The sequence below is a fragment of the Gellertiella sp. DMC107 genome (genome assembly GCF_056313605.1).
Map to the genome: position 1 here is coordinate 47,501 of NZ_JBQUZZ010000006.1, position 18,781 is coordinate 66,281.

19 protein-coding genes are annotated in these 18,781 nt (G+C 63.0%); 10 read left to right on the plus strand and 9 right to left on the minus strand.

What is annotated here, in order from left to right; genetic code table 11:
• Window positions 1–84 precede the first annotated feature (84 nt).
• Window positions 85–1,185, minus strand: a complete 1,101-nt coding sequence (locus tag ACT54B_RS18255) for a branched-chain amino acid aminotransferase (protein ID WP_476046969.1) — start codon at window positions 1,183–1,185, stop codon at window positions 85–87.
• Between the two features lie 201 nt (window positions 1,186–1,386).
• Window positions 1,387–1,896 (minus strand): SRPBCC family protein, encoded by a 510-nt coding sequence (locus tag ACT54B_RS18260; RefSeq protein ID WP_476046970.1) that lies wholly within the window; start codon window positions 1,894–1,896, stop codon window positions 1,387–1,389.
• Window positions 1,897–2,110: 214 nt separating this feature from the next.
• Between ACT54B_RS18260 and ACT54B_RS18265 the strand changes: the two genes are divergently transcribed.
• Together ACT54B_RS18265 and ACT54B_RS18270 are read left to right on the plus strand one after the other, a co-directional pair.
• A complete protein-coding gene (locus ACT54B_RS18265) occupies window positions 2,111–3,088 on the plus strand; it encodes a 3'-5' exonuclease (RefSeq protein ID WP_476046971.1) in 978 nt (325 codons plus the stop codon).
• A gap of 24 nt (window positions 3,089–3,112) precedes the next feature.
• Complete coding sequence (locus ACT54B_RS18270; protein WP_476046973.1) at window positions 3,113–3,592, plus strand: DUF2938 family protein; 480 nt, start codon at window positions 3,113–3,115, stop codon at window positions 3,590–3,592.
• A gap of 3 nt (window positions 3,593–3,595) precedes the next feature.
• Here the strand turns inward: ACT54B_RS18270 and ACT54B_RS18275 are convergent, their stop codons facing one another.
• Entirely contained in the window at window positions 3,596–4,300 is a 705-nt protein-coding gene (locus tag ACT54B_RS18275) for an SDR family oxidoreductase (protein ID WP_476046974.1), read from the minus strand.
• Between the two features lie 212 nt (window positions 4,301–4,512).
• On the opposite strand from ACT54B_RS18275, the gene repA reads away from it, so the two are divergent.
• On the plus strand, window positions 4,513–5,709 hold the full coding sequence (gene repA / locus ACT54B_RS18280) for a plasmid partitioning protein RepA (protein ID WP_476046976.1): 1,197 nt from the start codon (window positions 4,513–4,515) through the stop codon (window positions 5,707–5,709).
• A 70-nt stretch (window positions 5,710–5,779) separates the two neighbouring features.
• Window positions 5,780–6,760, plus strand: a complete 981-nt coding sequence (repB, locus tag ACT54B_RS18285) for a plasmid partitioning protein RepB (protein WP_476046978.1) — start codon at window positions 5,780–5,782, stop codon at window positions 6,758–6,760.
• 113 nt (window positions 6,761–6,873) lie between these two features.
• Here the strand turns inward: repB and purU are convergent, their stop codons facing one another.
• From purU to ACT54B_RS18315, 6 genes are all read right to left on the minus strand, one after another.
• On the minus strand, window positions 6,874–7,758 hold the full coding sequence (gene purU, locus ACT54B_RS18290; RefSeq protein WP_476046980.1) for a formyltetrahydrofolate deformylase: 885 nt from the start codon (window positions 7,756–7,758) through the stop codon (window positions 6,874–6,876).
• 81 nt (window positions 7,759–7,839) lie between these two features.
• Window positions 7,840–8,922 carry an ABC transporter permease gene (locus ACT54B_RS18295; RefSeq protein ID WP_476046981.1) on the minus strand — a complete coding sequence of 361 codons (1,083 nt, stop codon included), beginning with the start codon at window positions 8,920–8,922 and terminating at the stop codon, window positions 7,840–7,842.
• 23 nt (window positions 8,923–8,945) lie between these two features.
• Window positions 8,946–10,499: a sugar ABC transporter ATP-binding protein gene (locus ACT54B_RS18300; RefSeq protein ID WP_476046983.1), complete on the minus strand. Its 1,554-nt coding sequence runs from the start codon at window positions 10,497–10,499 to the stop codon at window positions 8,946–8,948.
• Window positions 10,500–10,661: 162 nt separating this feature from the next.
• Window positions 10,662–11,594, minus strand: coding sequence for a sugar ABC transporter substrate-binding protein (locus ACT54B_RS18305; protein WP_476046985.1), 933 nt, complete (start codon window positions 11,592–11,594; stop codon window positions 10,662–10,664).
• Between the two features lie 205 nt (window positions 11,595–11,799).
• Window positions 11,800–12,612, minus strand: a complete 813-nt coding sequence (locus ACT54B_RS18310) for a TIM barrel protein (protein WP_476046987.1) — start codon at window positions 12,610–12,612, stop codon at window positions 11,800–11,802.
• Window positions 12,613–12,774: 162 nt separating this feature from the next.
• Window positions 12,775–13,806: a LacI family DNA-binding transcriptional regulator gene (locus ACT54B_RS18315; protein ID WP_476046988.1), complete on the minus strand. Its 1,032-nt coding sequence runs from the start codon at window positions 13,804–13,806 to the stop codon at window positions 12,775–12,777.
• 161 nt (window positions 13,807–13,967) lie between these two features.
• On the opposite strand from ACT54B_RS18315, the gene ACT54B_RS18320 reads away from it, so the two are divergent.
• The 6 genes from ACT54B_RS18320 to bfr all read left to right on the plus strand — a co-directional run bounded on the left by ACT54B_RS18320 (window position 13,968) and on the right by bfr (window position 18,561).
• The gene (locus ACT54B_RS18320) at window positions 13,968–15,056 is read left to right on the plus strand and encodes a fatty acid desaturase family protein (RefSeq protein ID WP_476046990.1); all 1,089 of its coding nucleotides are present in this window, start codon (window positions 13,968–13,970) and stop codon (window positions 15,054–15,056) included.
• Between the two features lie 45 nt (window positions 15,057–15,101).
• On the plus strand, window positions 15,102–15,416 hold the full coding sequence (locus ACT54B_RS18325) for a MocE family 2Fe-2S type ferredoxin (protein WP_476046992.1): 315 nt from the start codon (window positions 15,102–15,104) through the stop codon (window positions 15,414–15,416).
• Window positions 15,417–15,459: 43 nt separating this feature from the next.
• Entirely contained in the window at window positions 15,460–16,254 is a 795-nt protein-coding gene (locus ACT54B_RS18330; RefSeq protein ID WP_476046994.1) for a 3-methyl-2-oxobutanoate hydroxymethyltransferase, read from the plus strand.
• Window positions 16,255–16,436: 182 nt separating this feature from the next.
• Entirely contained in the window at window positions 16,437–17,660 is a 1,224-nt protein-coding gene (locus ACT54B_RS18335; protein WP_476046996.1) for an AI-2E family transporter, read from the plus strand.
• Window positions 17,661–17,798: 138 nt separating this feature from the next.
• Window positions 17,799–18,110: a (2Fe-2S)-binding protein gene (locus ACT54B_RS18340; RefSeq protein WP_476046998.1), complete on the plus strand. Its 312-nt coding sequence runs from the start codon at window positions 17,799–17,801 to the stop codon at window positions 18,108–18,110.
• A complete protein-coding gene (gene bfr, locus ACT54B_RS18345; RefSeq protein ID WP_476047000.1) occupies window positions 18,076–18,561 on the plus strand; it encodes a bacterioferritin in 486 nt (161 codons plus the stop codon). The genes ACT54B_RS18340 and bfr overlap by 35 nt, the downstream gene beginning before the upstream one ends.
• Window positions 18,562–18,781 lie beyond the last annotated feature (220 nt).

Consider the following 18,781-nt stretch of genomic DNA (forward strand, 5'->3'; position numbering starts at 1 on the left):
CGGGAGCGATTTGGCTTTCGCCGTCGGGTGAAAACGAAAAAGGGCGGCCGGAGCCGCCCTTGTCATTCCGCGATGAGACGTAGCTCAGAGGCTAACGACATGGCTCCAGCCGCGCTCGTCATTGGTGGCGCCCTTCTGGATGCCGACCAGCTGTTCGCGCAGCGCGGTGGTGAAATCGCCGGTCTCGCCATGGCCGATCTTGAACTCGCCACCCGCATGCTTGACGGTGCCGATGCCGGCGAGAACCGCGGCGGTGCCGCAGGCGAAGCATTCCTGAAGGCGGCCGCTTTCGGTATCGGCCTTCCACTCCTCGAAGGTATAGGGGCGTTCCTCGACCTTCATACCGCGGGCGCGGGACAGTTCGATCACCGAATTGCGGGTGATGCCGGGCAGGATGGTGCCTTTCAGCGGCGGGGTGACCATGGTGCCGTCCTTCATGACGAAGAACACGTTCATGCCGCCGAGTTCCTCGATATAGCGATGCTCGGCCGCATCGAGGAAGACCACCTGGTCGCACTGGTGCTTGTAGGCTTCGGCCTGGGCGACGAGGCTGGCCGCATAATTGCCGCCGCATTTCGCCGCGCCCGTGCCGCCATTGGCCGCGCGGGTGAAGTTGGTTTCCACCCAGAGCGTGACCGCCTTGGAGCCGCCCTTGAAATAGGCGCCGACGGGCGAAGCGATGATGCAGAAGATATATTCATTCGACGGACGCACGCCGAGGAAGGCTTCGTTGGCGAACATGAAAGGACGGAGATAGAGGCTCGCATCGCCTGACGGCACCCAGGCCTTGTCGACGGAAACCAGCTTCTCGATGGCCGCGATGAAGAGCTCTTCCGGCATGGTCGGCATGGCCATGCGCTCGGCGGACAGGTTGAAGCGGCGGGCGTTCTGCTCCGGACGGAACAGCAGGATGCGGCCGTCATCGGCGCGATAGGCCTTCATGCCCTCGAAGATTTCCTGGGCATAATGAAGAACCGCCGCGGCCGGATCGATCTCCAGCGGCTTGCGGGCGGTGACCTTGGCATCGTGCCAGCCCTTCTCCCCGCTCCAGCGGATGGTCACCATGTGATCGGTGAAAACCTTGCCGAAGCCCAGCGATTCCATCAGGGCATTGCGGTCTGCCTCGGACACCGGGTTCTGGCTGAGCTCGAGCTGGATATCGGGGATCGTCGTATGCGCGTTCATCTTTCCAAACCTTTTCTTCCGGCCCCTTGACGCCGCCCTGCCCTCTTGCGGGCACCGGCCAGCCTGCGGCCGCCTCCATCGCCAACAGCTCTAGCCCAGAGTGGGTCGGCTTTAAATAGTCCTCGGAGTATCCAGCGGAGAAAAATGTCAGCAAGGCTGACCGATTGCCGTCCGGGGCGCTTTTTTCCCGCGCCTGCGGCCTTAGCCGATCAGCTTGCCGAGCCAGCCCTTCTTTTCGGTCTCTTCCGGCTCCGGAGCCGGTTCCACCGGGCCGCCGCCGACGATTTCCCCGAATTTCGAGAAGAAATCGCCCGCGAGCTTCTTCGCCGTGCCGTCGATCAGGCGGCTGCCGAGCTGGGCGATCTTGCCGCCGATATCGGCGGTGACGGTGTAGTGCAGGATCGTCGCCTCGCCATCGGGCTCCAGCGTCACCTTGGCGCCGCCCTTGGCGAAACCCGCAATGCCGCCCGAGCCTTCGCCGCTGATCGTGTAGCCGTTCGGCGGGTCGAGATCCGAAAGCGTGACCTTGCCGGAAAAGCTTGCCTTCACGGGGCCGATCTTCAGCGTGACCTTGGCTTCCATCTCCGTATCGGAAATCTTCTCGATGGAATCGCAGCCGGGAATGCACTGGCGCAGCACATCCACATCGTTGAGGCCGGCATAGACAGCCTCGCGGCTGGCCTCGATGCGCTGGGAACCGGTCATGTCCATGGGCTTTGCTCCTCCTCTGAATGCGGGCGCTGCGGGCGCCTAATTAAGCGGAAGCTTCAGCCGCCGCGCGACGAATATCAAGTGCTAGTTTCGACCACGGGTAAATTTCCGGCGCAAATCCGCGCCAGATATCCACGATTTCCCGTCTTTTCGCGGATTGGTTGGTCGCCTCACGCTCTATATAGTCCCTTGAACGAAAAAGCCCGTGAGTCCCATGTCCAGAGCCGCAGCCAGTCCGTCGCAGTTCGACCTTTTCGGCACCGGGGAGGCCCCCTCCCCTGCTGCGGAAAAGGCAACCGCGCGCGCGCCGGCCCGGAGCCTCAGCCATGAGGACATGGCCCGCCTGCTGGTCGAGACCGGGCAATACCGGATCCTGCGCAAGCTGGAGCCGCGCCGGATCGAGCCGGTCGACCTCTCCGCCTATCCGCTTCGCGGCATCGTTCTCGATACGGAAACCACCGGCCTCAACCACCGCAAGGACGAGATCATCGAGATCGGCATCGTCGCTTTCGCCTTCGATGCGGACGGCCGGATCGGCGGCGTGACCGGCGTCTATGGCGGCTTGCAGGAGCCTTCCCAGCCGATCCCTGCAGAGGTCACGCGGCTGACCGGCATTACCGACGACATGGTGCGGGGAGAGCGGATCGATCTCGACGCCGTCGCCCGCCTGATCGAGCCCGCCGATCTCGTGATCGCCCATAATGCCGGCTTCGACCGGCCCTTCTGCGAGGCCTTTTCCGAGCATTTCCGCCCGAAGGCCTGGGCCTGTTCGGTGAAGGAGGTGGACTGGGGCGCCCGCGGCTATGAGGGCACCAAGCTCGGCTATCTGATCGGCCAGTCCGGCTTCTTCCATGACGGCCACCGGGCGGTGGACGATTGTTTCGCGCTGCTCGAAGTGCTGGAACGGGGCAGCGGCTCCCCCTCCCCTTTCGCCGAACTCCATGCGGCCAGCCAGCGGTCCCGGGTGCGGATCTTTGCCGAAAACAGCCCCTTCGACATGAAGGACCACCTGAAGGCGCGCGGCTATCGCTGGTCGGACGGCTCCGAGGGCAAGCCGAAATGCTGGTGGGTGGAACTGCCCGAGGAGGCGCTGGAAGACGAGCTTGCCTATCTCGGCACCGAAATCTACCGCTGGCGCGATGCCGACCCGCCGGTGCTGCGGCTGACCGCCCATGACCGTTACCGCGCCTGACCGGCTCCCACACAAGGACTTTCCATGATCGACGTGATTGCCAAGGGCGTACTGATCGGCACCGGCGCCACCGTGCTGCTCGATCTCTGGAGCTTCGGCATGGGCTGGTTCTTCCGCGAACCGCGCCCGGATTTCCGGATGATGGGCCGCTGGTTTGCGCATCTGCGCGAAGGAAAGCTGTTTCACGCGGATATTGCCGCTGCCGAAGCCCATCCGAAGGAAAATGCCATCGGCTGGGCCGGGCATTTTGCGGTGGGCATTGCCTATGGCATCCTGCTGGCGCTTTTCTGCGGGCGGGATTGGCTGGCGGCGCCGACCCTTTTTCCGGCGCTTGCCTGGGGCGTCATCACCATTGCCGCCGGCTGGTTCCTGCTGCTGCCCGGCATGGGTCTGGGGATGGCCGGATCGAAGCTGCCCGACCCCGGGAAGGCCCGCGCCACGGGCCTTCTCGCACATGTCGTCTTCGGGCTCGGCCTCTGGCTGACGGCCCTTTATCTCGCCTGATCCTCAGATCGAGCGCATCAAACCGCCATCGACGCGGATACTCTGGCCCGTGATGTAGCCGGCATCGTCGGAGGCGAGGAAGGCGATGGTGGCCGCCACTTCTTCCGACCGGCCGTAACGGCCCATGGGCACGCTGTCGCGGCGCTCCTCCGTGGCGGGAAGACTGTCGATCCAGCCCGGCAGCACATTGTTCATCCGCACATTGTCCTTGGCATAGGAATCCGCAAACAGCTTCGTATAGGCGGTGAGGCCCGCGCGGAACACGGCCGAGGTCGGGAACATCGCCGTCGGCTCGCTCACCCAGGCGGTGGAGATATTGACGATCGAGCCCTTCTTCTGCGCCTGCATGATCGGCCCGACCAGACGGACGGTGCGCACCACATTCATGAAATAGACATCCATGCCCGTCTGCCACTGCTCGTCGGTGATCTCGAGCAGCGCGGCGCGCGGGCCATGGCCGGCGCTGTTGACCAGCACGTCGATCCGGCCCCATTTTTCCATGGTCTGGTCAACCAGACGCTTCAGGTCGTCGTTCGACTGGTTGGAGCCGGTCACCCCAAGGCCGCCCAGCTCCTTTGCCAGCGCCTCGCCCTTGCCGGAGGAGGAGAGGATTGCGACCTTGTAGCCATCGGCTGCCAGACGCCGTGCTGCCGCCGCCCCCATGCCGCTGCCACCCGCCGTGATCACCGCTACCTTCAGATCTGCCATTGTCGTCTCTCCTGATCAGTTGATGGCGGACCCTAGCACCCCCTCCCCCCGGATTTCGAGTGGAAATTGCCGCTTCTCCCCGGCGGTGAAATGCCGGCATTCTGGCGGTTAACTCCTCGTTAACCCTCTTTTTCTTGCCAAATCCGCGAATCCGGCAATAATGGCGGCAATTAGAGACTTACCGGCGATTTGCCGCCAGAATGGTGATTTCGATGAATTTGGCCCCTTCCCTCCCCGCCTTCGAATTCGACGACAAGATCCTGATGCAGGGGGCGGAAATCTCCCGCAAGCTCGACCAGTTGCGTTTCGAGAAGTTTCCCCCCAATGCCCGCAAGACGCTGCGTCAGTTCTCGATGGCGGAAGTCGCCCATTATCTCGGCGTCAGCCCGAACAATCTGAAGCGCCTGCATCTGGAAGGCAAAGGCCCGGTGCCGACCACCTCCACCGGCGGCCGGCGCTTCTACACCGCCGAGCAGATGCTGGAGCTGCGCTTCTATCTCGACAAGACCGGCAAGGCGGAAGCCAAGAAATATGTGCCGCACCGCAAGCCCGGCGACAAGCTGCAGGTCATTGCCGTCGTGAACTTCAAGGGCGGCTCGGGCAAGACCACCGCCGCCGCCCACCTCGCCCAGCATCTGGCGCTGACGGGCCACCGGGTGCTTGCCATCGATCTCGACCCGCAGGCCTCGCTCTCGGCGCTGCACGGCTTCCAGCCGGAGCTCGACCGCAACCCCTCGCTCTATGACACGATCCGCTATGATGGAGAGCGCAAGCCGCTGGCCGACATCATCCAGCGGACGAATTTCCCCGGCCTCGATATCGTCCCGGCCAATCTGGAGCTGCAGGAATATGAATATGACACGCCGCTCGCCATGCAGCAGTCGAGCGAGGGCAAGCGCTTCTTCACCCGCATGGGCAAGGCGCTTCAGGAGGTGGACGAGCGCTATGACGTGGTGATCGTCGATTGCCCGCCGCAGCTCGGCTATCTGACGCTGACCGCCCTGACGGCGGCAACCTCGGTGCTGATCACGGTTCATCCGCAGATGCTCGACCTCATGTCCATGTCGCAGTTCCTGCTGATGCTCGGCAACATCACCCGCACCATCAAGAAGGCGGGCGCCGACGTGAAGATGGACTGGCTGCGCTACCTCATCACCCGCTACGAGCCCGGCGACGTGCCGCAGGTGCAGATGCTGGGCTTCATGCAGTCGATGCTGGCGGAAGAAATCCTGACCACGCCGATGGTGAAGACCACCGCCATTTCCGATGCCGGCCTGACCAAGCAGACGCTCTACGAGGTGGACCGCGCCAATTTCACCCGCGAGACCTATGACCGCGCCATCGACTGCCTGGATGCGGTCAATTTCGAGATCCAGGGCCTGATCCACCGCGCCTGGGGCAGGCTGTGAAGTTGACGGCCGTAAACTCTGCCATTTTTCGCAACGAATTCAAATGAATAGACGCTGAGGAGCCTGATCCGTGGCACGCAAGAACCCCTTCGCCAACCTGATGGACGAAAAAGCGGCGCAAGCACCCGAGCCGCGGCTCGATTACACGATCAAGGGCGCTTCGAAATCGATCCTGTCTTCCATCGACGAGATGGCGGCGCGCGCCGACAAACTGCTCGAAGGACAGACGGTGGTGGAGATCGACCCCGCCGATATCGATGCCTCCTTCGTCCGCGACCGTCTGGCGGAAGATGACGAGGATTACCGCATCCTTCTGGACGCGATCCGGGAGCAGGGGCAGCAGAGCCCGGTTTTGCTCCGCCCCCACCCCACGACGCCCGGCCGTTACATGGTGGTCTTCGGCCATCGCCGCGTGCGCACCGCCCGCGATCTCGGCATCCGGGTGAAGGCGGTCATCCGCCAGATATCGGACCGGGAGCATGTGGTGGCGCAGGGGCAGGAAAACACCGCCCGCGCCAATCTCTCCTTCATCGAAAAGGCGCTCTTTGCCGCCGAGCTGCAACGGCTGAACTATGACGGCGACAACCAGACGGTGCTGGCGGCTCTGTCCGTCGACCGGGCGACGCTTTCGAAACTGCTTTCCGTTGCAGCGCTGCCGCCGGCGCTGCTGAAGGCCATCGGCCCCGCGCGCGGCATCGGCCGCGACCGCTGGTACGAGCTGAAGATGCTGCTCGAAAAGCCCGCCGTGATGGAAGAGGCCGTCGCCTATGCGGCGAGCGCCGATTTCGCCGACACGGTTTCCAGCGACGAGCGCTTCAACCGGCTGGTTCTCTTCGCCAAGGCCGCGCGCAAGCCGGTGAAGGCCGGCAGCCGCACGGTCGCCCGGAACTGGTCGTCCGATGACCGCCGCCTGACCGTCGACATCAAGGGCGACGGCAAGACGATGACGCTGGCGCTGAAATCCAAGGAGGCGGTGGGCTTCGGGGACTATGTGACCCGCAATCTCGAGCAGCTCTACGCGGCCTATCGGAAGGAGCGGGGCGAGGGGTGATCGGACGCCTGGCCCGGCGCGTGCCCGCTCCGCCTTATGCTTAACAGGATCCTAATAGCAAGACGCCCCGCATTTCGGCGGGGCGTTTTCCTGTTCGGGGGAGGGGAGGGGGCTCAGCCCATCCGCTCCGACGCATAGGAACCGGGGCTTGCCGGGAAGACCACGGTACGGTGGCCATCGAGGAAGACGCGGTGATGGATATGGGCGTGGATGGCGCGGGCGAGCACCTGGCTTTCCACGTCGCGGCCGATGGAGACGTAATCGGAGGCCGACTGGGCATGGGTGATGCGTGCCACGTCCTGCTCGATGATCGGGCCCTCGTCGAGGTCGGCGGTGACGTAATGGGCGGTTGCGCCGATGAGCTTCACGCCGCGCTCGAAGGCCTGCTTGTAGGGGTTCGCCCCCTTGAAGGAAGGCAGGAACGAGTGGTGGATGTTGATGATCCGGCCGGACATCTTCTGGCAGATTTCATCCGACAGCACCTGCATGTAGCGGGCAAGCACGATGAGCTCGGCGCCGGAGCTTTCGACGATGTCCATCAGCCGGGCTTCGGCCTGCGGCTTGTTCGCCTTGGTCACGTTGACGTGGTGGAAGGGAATGTCGTGGTTCACGACCACCTTCTGGTAATCGAAGTGGTTGGAGACGACGCCGACGATCTCGATCGGCAGCGCGCCGATCTTCCAGCGGTAGAGCAGGTCGTTCAGGCAATGGCCGAAGCGGGAGACCATCAGCAGCACCTTCATCTTGTGGTCGCTGTCGTGGAATTCGCAGGTCATGTCATATTTCGTCTTCACCGGCTCGAAGCCGGAAACGATCTCCTCCAGCGTCGCCCCTTCCTGGCTGGTGAAGGTGACGCGCATGAAGAACAGGCCGGTTTCCAGATCGTCGAACTGGGAGCTGTCGATGATGTAGCAGCCCTTGTCCGCTAGGAAGCCGGAAATGGCGGCGACGATGCCGCGGGTGGAAGTGCAGGTCACGGTGAGCACGTAACTCTTCATGCTGGTCTCTCTGTCTGGTGCGTTAAAAGAAAATGGCGTGGTTTTCGCCACGCCATCAAGGTCCTGGGAGGGGATCCGGTATCAGGCGCGGGATTTCTTGCGTTGGCGGTGGACGTCGACGATGACGGCGGCGACGATGATGATTCCCTTGACAATCTCCTGATAATACGCGCCGACCTTAAGGAAGGTGAAGCCCGATGTCACCACACCGAGGATGATTGTTCCGATCACCGTGCCGGTAATGCGGCCGATGCCGCCCGAAAGCGAGGTGCCGCCGATGACCGCCGCCGCGATGGCGTCGAGTTCGAAGGACATACCCATGTTCGGCTGGCCGGACTGGGCGCGCGCGGCCAGCATCACGCCGGCGAGACCGGAGAGCACGCCCGCCACCGCATAGACCTTGATCAGGTGCTTGCCGATATCGATGCCCGAGACGCGGGCCGCCTGCGGATTGGCCCCGATGGCATAGGTGAACTTGCCATAGCGCGTATAGGAGAGCGCGATGTGACAGATGATCGCCACGACGAAGAAGACGATGACCGTGCGCGGCACCGGAAAACCGCCGAGCTCGAAGCTCTGGCCGAGCCAGGTGAAGCGGTCGTTGAGGAGCGCCACCGGCTGGCCCTGCGTGTACCACTTGGAAAGGCCGCGGGCCGACACCATCATGCCCAGCGTGGCGATGAAGGGGGGAATGCCTGTCTTGGCGATGATGAAGCCGTTGACCCAGCCGAGCAGGGCACCCAGCATCAGGCCGACCGCGATGGCCCAGAGCGGGCTGGAATCGATGAACCAGGAAAGCCCGAACTGGGCGAATTCCGGCTGGAGGAACACCGCGCGCGCATTGATCGACGTCTGGGCGAAGCTCGCCACCACCATGGCGATGAAGCCCACCATGGAGCCGGAGGAGAGATCCACCCCGCCGGTGATGATGACCTGCGTGACGCCGACGGCGATGATGCCGGTGACCGCGACCTGCAGCACGATGATCGACAGGCGCTGCTTGTTCAGCAGAAAGCTTTCTCCCACCAGATACCAACCGAGGATTTCGAACACGACCGCAATGCCGATCAGCACCGCGAGGATGGAGACCTCCGGCGGCAGGCGGCGGACCTTCTTGAGGCCGGTCGTGGACGTGTTCCCGAGCCCGTTGGTTATATCTGACATTTCACCCTCCCTCCGGCTCCGCTTCAATGCGAGGCCAGCTCCATAATCTTTACCTGGTCCGCTTCAGCGCGCGTGAGCGTGCCGGTGGCGCGGCCCTCATGCAGCACGAGAATGCGGTCGCTCATGCCGAGCACTTCCGGCATTTCCGAAGAAATCATGATGACCGCGACGCCCTGTCCGGCCAGCTGGCTGATCAGGCGGTGGATTTCCGCCTTGGCCCCCACATCGATGCCACGGGTGGGCTCGTCGAGGATCAGGATCTTCGGATTGGTCAAGAGCCAGCGGCAGATCAGCACCTTCTGCTGGTTGCCGCCGGACAAATTGATGATCGGCTCGTTCATGTCCGGGGTGTGCACGCGCAGCCGGTTCGCCATGTCGGCCGCATCCTTGGCAAGCTGTCCCTGCTGGACGAAGCCAAAATTCACGTAGCGGGTCTGCAGCACCGCCATCTGGGCATTGTCTTGGATATCGAGCGCCAGGAAGCAGCCGGTTTCCTTCCGGTCCTCCGTCAGGAAGGCCATGCCGTGCCGCATGGCGACCGAGGGGGAGGCGATGCGCACCTCCTCACCCTTGATGTGAATGGTGCCTGACGAGGCCGGGGTGACGCCGAAGATGGTCTCCGCCACGTTCGACCGGCCGGAGCCGACGAGGCCCGCAAGGCCGAGGATTTCTCCCGCCCGCACCTCGAAGGACACGTCGCGGAACACGCCGTCGAGGGTCAGGTTCTCCACCTTCAGCACCACATCGCCGATCGGCACGGTTTCCTTGGGGAACATCTGGGTGATCTCGCGCCCCACCATCATGCGGATGATGTCGTCGCGGGTGACGTCGGACGAGGCGCAGGTGGCGATATATTTGCCGTCCCGGAAAACGGAAAACTCGTCGGCGATCTCGAACAGCTCGTTCATCTTGTGGGTGATGTAGATGATGCCCTTTCCGTCCGCCTTCAGCGTCCGGATGATCTTGAAAAGATGGGAGACTTCCCGGTCCGTCAGCGCCGAGGTGGGCTCGTCCATGATCAGCACGTCGCTGTCGAAGGAGACGGCCTTGGCGATCTCGACCATCTGGCGGCTGGCGACCGAAAGCGTGCCGATCTTCACCTCCGGATCGATATCGATGTCGAGCCGGCGGAAGAGGTCGGTGGTCAGTGCGCTCATGCGGGTATGGTCGATCAGGCCGAAGCAGCCGGTCGGCTCGCGGCCGATCCAGATGTTTTCCGCCACCGTCATCGGCGCCATCAGGTTCAGCTCCTGATGGATCATGGCAATGCCGTTCTCCAGTGCATCGAGCGGGTTCTTCAGGCGAATGTTCTGGCCGCGCAGGCGGAAGCTGCCGCTGTCGGGGGTGTAGATGCCGGCAAGGATCTTCATCAGCGTCGATTTGCCGGCGCCGTTCTCGCCCATCAGCGCATGCACGGTGCCGCGCTTCAGCTTCAGCTGCACATTGTCGAGGGCGACGACACCAGGGAATTCCTTGCGGACGTCCTCCACCTCGAGAAGATAATCCGAACCGGGAACGGCACCGCTCGCTCTCACGGCCTTCATGGTCTGGGGACTGACGGTATGCGGCTGGCTCATGGGGCTCCTCCCGAAGGTTCGACCGCGCCACGCCTCCCGCGGCGGCAAACCTTCCAGCAACCGGCCCGGGATCGGCAGACGAGCTGACGCGGGCGCGGACTATGCCTATAGCATGTCTTGCGGGGCGGCGCGCCGGAAGGACGCGCCGCCCGCCTGTCACGATCAGTTCTTGGAAACGAACTTGTCCATGTTTTCGGGCGTCACGAGCTGGAAGGGGATCCAGACCTTGGCATCGACCTTTTCGCCCTTGGCGAGCTTGATCGCCGCATCGACGGCGCCGGAGCCCTGGCCGAAGGCATCCTGGAAAACGGTGACGTCGAGATCACCCTGCTTCATGTAGGCCAGCGCTTCCTGGGTGGCGTCGATCCCGCCGACCACCACATCCTTCATGTCCCAGCCGGCGGCCTTCATGGCATTGATGGCGCCGATGGCCATGTTGTCGTTGTTGGCGATGACGGCGGCGGGCTTGTGACCGGCGGCGATCCAGTTGGTCATCAGGTCCTGGGCCCTGACCGGATCCCAGACGGCGGTCTGCTCGTCGAGGATCTTCATGCCGGAGCATTCGGGCGTGGCGATCACGTCGTGGATGTCCTTGGTGCGCTGGACGGCGGCCTGGTTGGCAAGGTCACCCTGCATGACGAGGATGTCGCCCTTGCCACCCAGCAGCCGGCAGACTTCCTTGGTTTCCAGCGTGCCGGAATCCACCTCGTTGGAGGCGACGAAAGCGCCCTTCGGGCCGAGCGCATCCACGTCGATCGGCATGCGGTTGACGTAGACGATCGGAATGCCGGCATCGTTGGCGAGCTTGGTCATCGGCGCGGTGGCCGAGGTATCGACCGCGTTGACGATGATGGCATCGACCTTGGCGGCGATGAAGTTCTGGATCTGCGAGAGCTGCTTCTGCACGTCGTCTTCGGCAATTTCGATCTGGACCGGCTGGTTGGCCTCGCCTGCGGATTTCTCGATGCCCTTGCGGAGCACGGTGAGGAAGGTATCGGAGTTCGCCATCGAGACGCCGATGGTGCCGGCATAGGCAGCCGGAGCGACCGAGGTCATCAGGGCAGCGAAGGCTGCGCCCAGCAGAAACTTTTTCATGTCTTATTCTCCTCCACGATGCGGTGTCCGGCGGCACCGCTTGACTGCCGGATGATCGAGCCTCCCCGGATCGATCTCATGCATCCGCCCAAGAATGGAACATGTATTTCCAGAATGCAAGTATATGGAATATACGTTCTATTTCGGGGGTATGGTTCGGCCCGCGCTCCACCCCGTGCAACGCGGCCCGAATGCCTGTTTCGCCTCAGAGCGACCGGGCGATGAAATCCATGCTGGCCTTGACCATGCCCGCCACATCGGCGGTCTTGTGCACCGAGGGCGCAAAGGGTTCGAACGAGAAGGGGCCGCCGTAGCCGGCCGCCAGAAGCGCGCGGATCTGGCCCACATTGTCGAGACGATCCGTGCCGCCGACCATCACGCGATGGGGATCGCGCATGTCGTCCACCGACACCGCCTGATCCTCGACACCCGAGATATGGACGAGGCCGGTGATATCAGGGAAGAGCTGCGGCTCGCCTGCGAGAACGTGATGGAACGTGTCATGCACCAGGCGGAACTTGCCCTCACCATCCACCGCACGGATGGCATCCGCCGCTTCCTTCTTGGAGCGCAGCGAACAGATCTGAAAGCCGAGCGGCTCGACCAGGCCGGTGATGCCACTGTCGGACAGGATCGACTTCAGGGCTTTCAGGGCAACCCGCAGATTGCCCTGCCGTTCGCCCTCCAGCTTGCCGGTGCCGTCATTGACGGGCACCAGAACCAGCGCCTTCGCGCCGGCCTTGCGGGCATAGTCGGCCAGTGCGCGAGCTTCCTGCTCCCGTTCGACGGTCCAGTCGTTGAAACGCTGGAGCGCATTGATGGAAATGATGGTGAGGCTATTGTCGGTGGCCATGGCCGCCACGTCTTCGGGCTTCGTGCCGTCGAGGATGGCATTGCCGGCCAGGTCGTTGCGGATCTCGACCGACGAGATTCCAAGGCTGCGCGCGGTCTCCATGAAAGCCCGGACCGGCAGCTGCGGCGCCGTCATGTGGTTCAGCGCGAAGGATATTCCCGCCATGATGCTACTCTCCCTGATGTGGTGAGGCGGATGTCTCCTCCCGCCCTCGTTGCCATCAGGTCATCAGGTTTCATGACGTTCGTCAAAGCGGTTTATGCCTTTGTTTCCATCATCCTTGATATAAATTGCAAAGATCAATGATGGTTTTCTCGCAATCCGGGCTCAGATGTTTTCCGGAACATACATCTCGAAAGGCAGGAAGGTCTGGCCGGGAACGTCCGCCGGCCCGTTCTCGATCGCGGTGACCATCAGGCGCACGAGTTCACGGCAGAGATTCTGCAACGGCGTATGAACCGCCAGCGTCGCAATATCGTCCGCCAGGGCGGAGCGGGAAATCGGAGTGAGTTCATTGACGACGGCAACGAGCCTGCCACTCGCCTTTTCCTCCCTGAGGGCGGAAATCAAACCCTCCATGCCACCACCTGCGACATAGATGCCGCGCAGATCGTCATGCTTGTGCAAGAGGTCCACGACTGCCTCATGCGTGAATTCCTCGCTGTCCATGTTGGTCATCGTCTCCAGGACTTCGAAATCGGGGGCGCACTCCCGGAAATAGGATCGGAAGCCGATTTCGCGCAGCTCATGGCCATTGAAGCGATGACTGCCGACAAAGACGGCAAGCTTGCCCGGCGACTTTGCGGTCTTCGCTATGGTCCAGGCAGCGGTCCTGCCGACCTTCCTGTTGTTCAGGCCAATATACCCCTCGCGAACGCCAGAGGCGAAATCGGACAGCAGGGCATAAACCGGAATGCCTCTGGCTTTGAGGTCCTCCACCGCCGTGGTGATGGCCGGATAGTCCGGCGATACCATGGCGACTGCCTGGCACTTCGCCCCCACGTCGCGCAAACGCTCCGATCGTTCAGCGGGGGTCTGGTTGGCGGAAAATTCGATCTGGGCCGTGCCTCGTATCCCCGGATGGTTCTGGACGGCCGCCTCTATTTCGCGTGCGAAAGCCTGGTAAAAATGTTGCTCGGGCTTCTGAAGCACGAAGCCCAGCCTGTATTGCGGCACGCCCTCCAGAACCCGCTGCTTCAGCAGGCTGACCGCATGGAAACCGATGGCATTGGCCGCCTCATAGACCCGGCGCGCCGTATCCTCCCGCACCTTGTGGCGGCCGTTCAGCACGCGGTCCACCGTGGCCACGCTGACATTCGCCGCCTTGGCGAGATCGGCAATCGTCGGTCTGGATGCCATCTTCCCTGCTCCCCCTGATCATATTCTTGCAGGATGACTAGCATGAAATGATGGTAAATGATAGATTCTATCACGCTGCTGTTGAGCTGCATTTTTTCCCTGCTAATTGTTTGCCATCCGTCAAGTGACGACAGGAGCGCTCGGGCTCCCCGGAGGAGAAGATGGCCACGACAGCAAGGAAAAGGGATTACTCCCTGCTTGGAAACGATGCCCGGAGGGCGGTCGAAACCGGTTTGGCAGCGGCGGAATGGTATCACACCGATGTCGCCCGCAAGGACATGAAGGAGCTGATGAAGCGCGAGGATGGCCCGGCCATTCGCGACACCCTCATCTGGCTTGGCCTGATGGTGCTTTTCGGCGGGCTCGGGATCTGGTTCTGGGGCAGCCTCTGGGCCGTACCCTTCTTCCCGGCCTATGGCGTGCTCTACGGCTCCGCATCCGACAGCCGCTGGCACGAATGCAGCCACGGCACGGCCTTCAAGACCCCGTGGATGAACACGGTCGTCTATCAGCTCGCCTGCTTCATGATCATGCGCAATCCGGTGACCTGGCGCTGGAGCCACACGCGGCACCATACCGATACGGTCATCGTCGGGCGCGATCCGGAGATCGCCGTCATGCGGCCGCCGGACCTCCTCCGTCTGGTGCTGAATGCCTTCGGGCTGATCGACGCCTTTTACGCCATGGTCGACATGGTGCGAAACACGTTCGGCGTGATTTCGGCGGAAGAAAAGACCTTCGTTCCGGAATCGGAGCAGCCGAAGGCCATCCGGGCTGCCCGCATCTGGTTCCTGATCTATGCCGCAACGATTGCCGCCGCCGTCTCTCTGGGCTCGATCCTGCCCCTGATGCTGATCGGCCTGCCCCGGCTCTACGGCGCCTGGCATCACGTCATGACCGGCCTGCTTCAGCATGGCGGCCTTGCCGACAACGTGATCGACCACCGGCTGAACAGCCGCACCGTCTACATGAACCCGGTCTCGCGCTTCATCTACTGGAACATGAACTACCATGTGGAGCACCACATGTTCCCCATGGTGCCCTATCACGCGCTGCCGAAGCTGCATGCGATGATCAAGCACGATCTGCCCGCCGCGAACCCGTCGATCCTCGACGGCTACCGGGAAATGCTGCCGGCCTTTGCCCGGCAGCTGCGCAACGAGGATTATTTCCTGCGCCGAGACCTGCCGCCGACCGCACGGCCTTACCGGGAAGAATTCCACAGGGACGCCCTGGCCGCGGCCGAATAGGGCCACGACACCCCGCAACCAGCGATGACGAGGAAGGACAAGACCATGAGCACTTGGGTTGAAATCTGCGGCACGGACGAAATCGACGCGGAGGACCTCATCCGCTTCGATCACGGCGGCCATGTCTATGCGATCTATCGCAGCCCGGAAGATACGTTCCACGCCACCGATGCGCACTGCACCCATGAAAAGGTGCTGCTGACCGACGGTCTGGTCATGGATCACATCATCGAATGCCCCAAGCACAACGGGCGCTTCGATTATCGCACCGGCGAGGCCAAGGGCGCTCCGGTCTGCGTCAACCTGCGCACCTATCCGGTCAAGGTCGAGGGCGGATCGGTCTTCATCGCGATCGACTGACCCACCCTTGCCTCCACGCCTCCTGTTTCAGAAAGCCCGGTTCATGAAGAAATCCCGCTATACCATCGCCGATCTTCTCGCCCTCAAGGGCAAGCGACAGCTTTCCATGCTGCGCGTCGAGACGCTGGAAGAGGCCGAAGCCGCCGAAAAGGCGGGCGTGGAAATGGTCTCCGTGCCGCCGGCGCTACTCGGTGCCGCCTTCCGCGAGGCGGCGCCCGATATATTCGCCATTCCGGGCCTCGAATATGGTGACTTCGTCTCGGCGGAAGACTATCTCCGCGCCGCCTTCCAGGCGATGAAGGCCGGCGGCGATGCGGTCTATTGCGCCGCCAGCCTCGGCATCGTCCGCAGGCTCCGGGACGAGGGCATTCCGGTCTGCGGCCATACGGGCCTCATCCCCTCCAAGGCCACCTGGACCGGCGGCTTCAAGGCGGTCGGCAAGACCGCCGACAGCGCCTGTTCCGTCTGGGAGCAGGTGAAGGCGCTGGAAGAGGCCGGCGCCTTCGCCGCCGAAATCGAGGTCGTGCCCGCCGAGATCGCCCGCCTGATTTCCGAACGCACCGGGCTGTTCATGATTTCCATGGGCGCCGGCGCGGGCTGCGATGCCCAATATCTCTTCGCCGACGACGTGCTGGGGCAAAATCGCGGACACGTGCCGCGCCATGCGAAGGTCTATCGCAATTTCGCCGCCGAATATGACCGGCTGCAGGCCGAACGCATCGCGGCGTTCCGGGAATTTCACACCGACGTGCAGGGCGGCGCCTATCCGGCGGACAAGCATCAGGTGGGCGTGCCCCCGGCCGAACTGGAGGCCTTCCGTCGGCGCATCGGCGCCTGATCGCCCCACCGGCGGCTCCGTCCGGCCGGGGCCACGGGCCTCGCCGGGCGAAAAGGCCGCACCCCGCAAGCGGGCGCCTTTCTTTGGTCGAGTGGTCAGGCCACCGCGTTTCTGTCATGGTAATCTGAAAGACCTGTCGCATCTCCGGCACATTTCCGTCGCGTTCACGGATTGTATTGAATATGACGGTAGTTTCGGGACAGACAGACCGCACGGAAGCAAAGATTGTGACAGTATCGACCGACCGACGCCTGAGTGAACGCGCATGGCTGCTGGGGCCCCGCTCCGTGGCCCGCTGGCTTCTGGCCTTTACCCTGATTGCAGGCGTCTATTTCTTTCACGGCTTCATCATTCCCGTTCTCGCCGCGCTGGTGATCGGTTTTGCAAGCTGGCCGCTCTTTCACCGGCTGACGCGCGCCACCGGCGGCAGGGAAACGCTGGCGGCCGCCATTGCGGTGCTGCTGGTCGTGCTGTTCATCGTCGTGCCGGTCTCCATAGCCTCGGTCTATGCGGTGCGGGAAATCAAGGTCTGGGCCGTCTGGCTCATCCGCGCCAATGCCATGGGTGCGACCGTTCCCCAATGGGTTCTGGGCATTCCGATCTTCGGCCAGTCGCTGGGCGAGGAATGGCAGAAGCATTTCGCACATCCCGGCGGCCTCGGCGAGCTGGTGCAGCTCGTCAGCGGCGCCAATATCGCCAACATCTATCGCGGCCTGCTGGTGGTGGGTACCTCCGCCTTCCAGTGGGTGCTGACGCTGCTGTTCATGCTGATCACGCTCTTCTTCGTCTATCGCGACGGACGGCGGCTGGTGACCCAGATCGACGTGGTCGGCGAAGCCGTGCTGCCGGAGCGCTGGGAGCGGGTGTCCCGCATCGTTCCCCAGACGATCAGTGCGACCGTGACCGGCATGACCATCATCGCCATCGGGGAAGGCATCGTGCTCGGCATTGCCTACTGGCTCGCCGGCGTGCCTTCGCCGGTGACGCTCGGCCTTCTGACCGGCATCATGGCGCTCATTCCCGGCGGCGCACCGCTGAGCTTCACGCTCGTCTCCGTCTATCTGCTGGCCAATGGCGAGCATATGGCGGGGCTGGCGCTCTTCGCCTGGGGCTCCATCGAACTCTTCATCGTCGACAAGACGGTGCGACCGCGCCTCGTCGGCGGGCCGATCAAGCTGCCCTTCCTGCCCACGTTCTTCGGGCTGATCGGCGGCGTGAAGACCATGGGTCTGCTGGGCCTCTTCGTCGGGCCGGTGCTGATGGCGCTGCTAGTCGCCATCTGGCGCGAATGGATGCTGGCCATCACCGATACCTATGCGGACGAGCTGCCGAACGAGGAAAGCCTCGATCCGCCCGCGGCCCTTCCGAGCCCGGACCCACCGGCCGCCGCCAAGCGCCGCGCCTGAGCGGCCCCGGTCCGGCATGGCCTTTTGCCGCAGCCGGACCGTGCAACGCGGCTTTAACTTGACATTCGATGTCATCTTTATTTATCTCGGATTCCGTGAGGCCCGATGCTGTCAGGCCTTGGCCCATGGAGTTCCGCGATGCTCGTCTGCAGCTGCAATTTCATCACCGACAAGGAGATCCGCGAAACCATCGTCGCGATGCTCGACGAGGATTGCTGGCAGCTCATCGTTCCCCTGAAAGTTTACCGGGCGATGGAGAAGCGCGGGCGCTGCTGCGGCTGCTTCCCCACCGTGGTCGATATCATCGTCGAAACGACGGAAGCCTATCATCGTGACCGGCAGTCTCCCCAGGAACAGGTTGTGACCTATCTAGACAGGATCAGAACGTTCCGTGACGAAGCAAGGAGACTGGATCATGAAAGGCGAACCACGGGTCATCGAGCGGCTTAACGAGGCACTGTTCCTCGAGCTCGGGGCCGTCAATCAGTACTGGCTGCACTACCGGCTGCTGGAGGACTGGGGCTATGCGAAGCTTGCGCGCAAGGAGCGCGCCGAATCCATCGAGGAAATGCAGCATGCGGACAAGCTGATCGCCCGCATCATCTTCCTGGAGGGCCATCCCAACCTGCAATCCGTGGCGCCGCTGCGCATCGGACAGAGCGTGCGCGAGGTGCTGGAGGCGGATCTGGCCGGCGAATACGACGCCCGCACCTCCTACAAGCTCTCCCGAGAGATCTGTGACGAGCTGGGCGACTATGTCACCATGAACCTGTTCGACGACCTTCTGAAGGACGAGGAAGGCCATATCGACTTCCTCGAAACCCAGCTGGAACTGCTCGGCAAGATCGGCGAGGAACGCTATGCCCTGCTGAATGCCGAGCCTGCCGACAGCGCGCCCTGATCATCCATGACCCAGCCTGCCGCCCCCGCCACAGACGGGCAGGGGGCGGCATTTCCAGCCCTCCGCCTTTAAACATGATTTTTTTAATCAAGTATTGTCTTCGGATTTTTCCCGTTTTATAGAAGGGGCAACACGGGCCTGCGCCCCCGCAGGCACCCCATATCTGACGGTATCGAAACGGATTGACGCCGCGCGGAGCAACCGCGCGCGATGCCTTTCG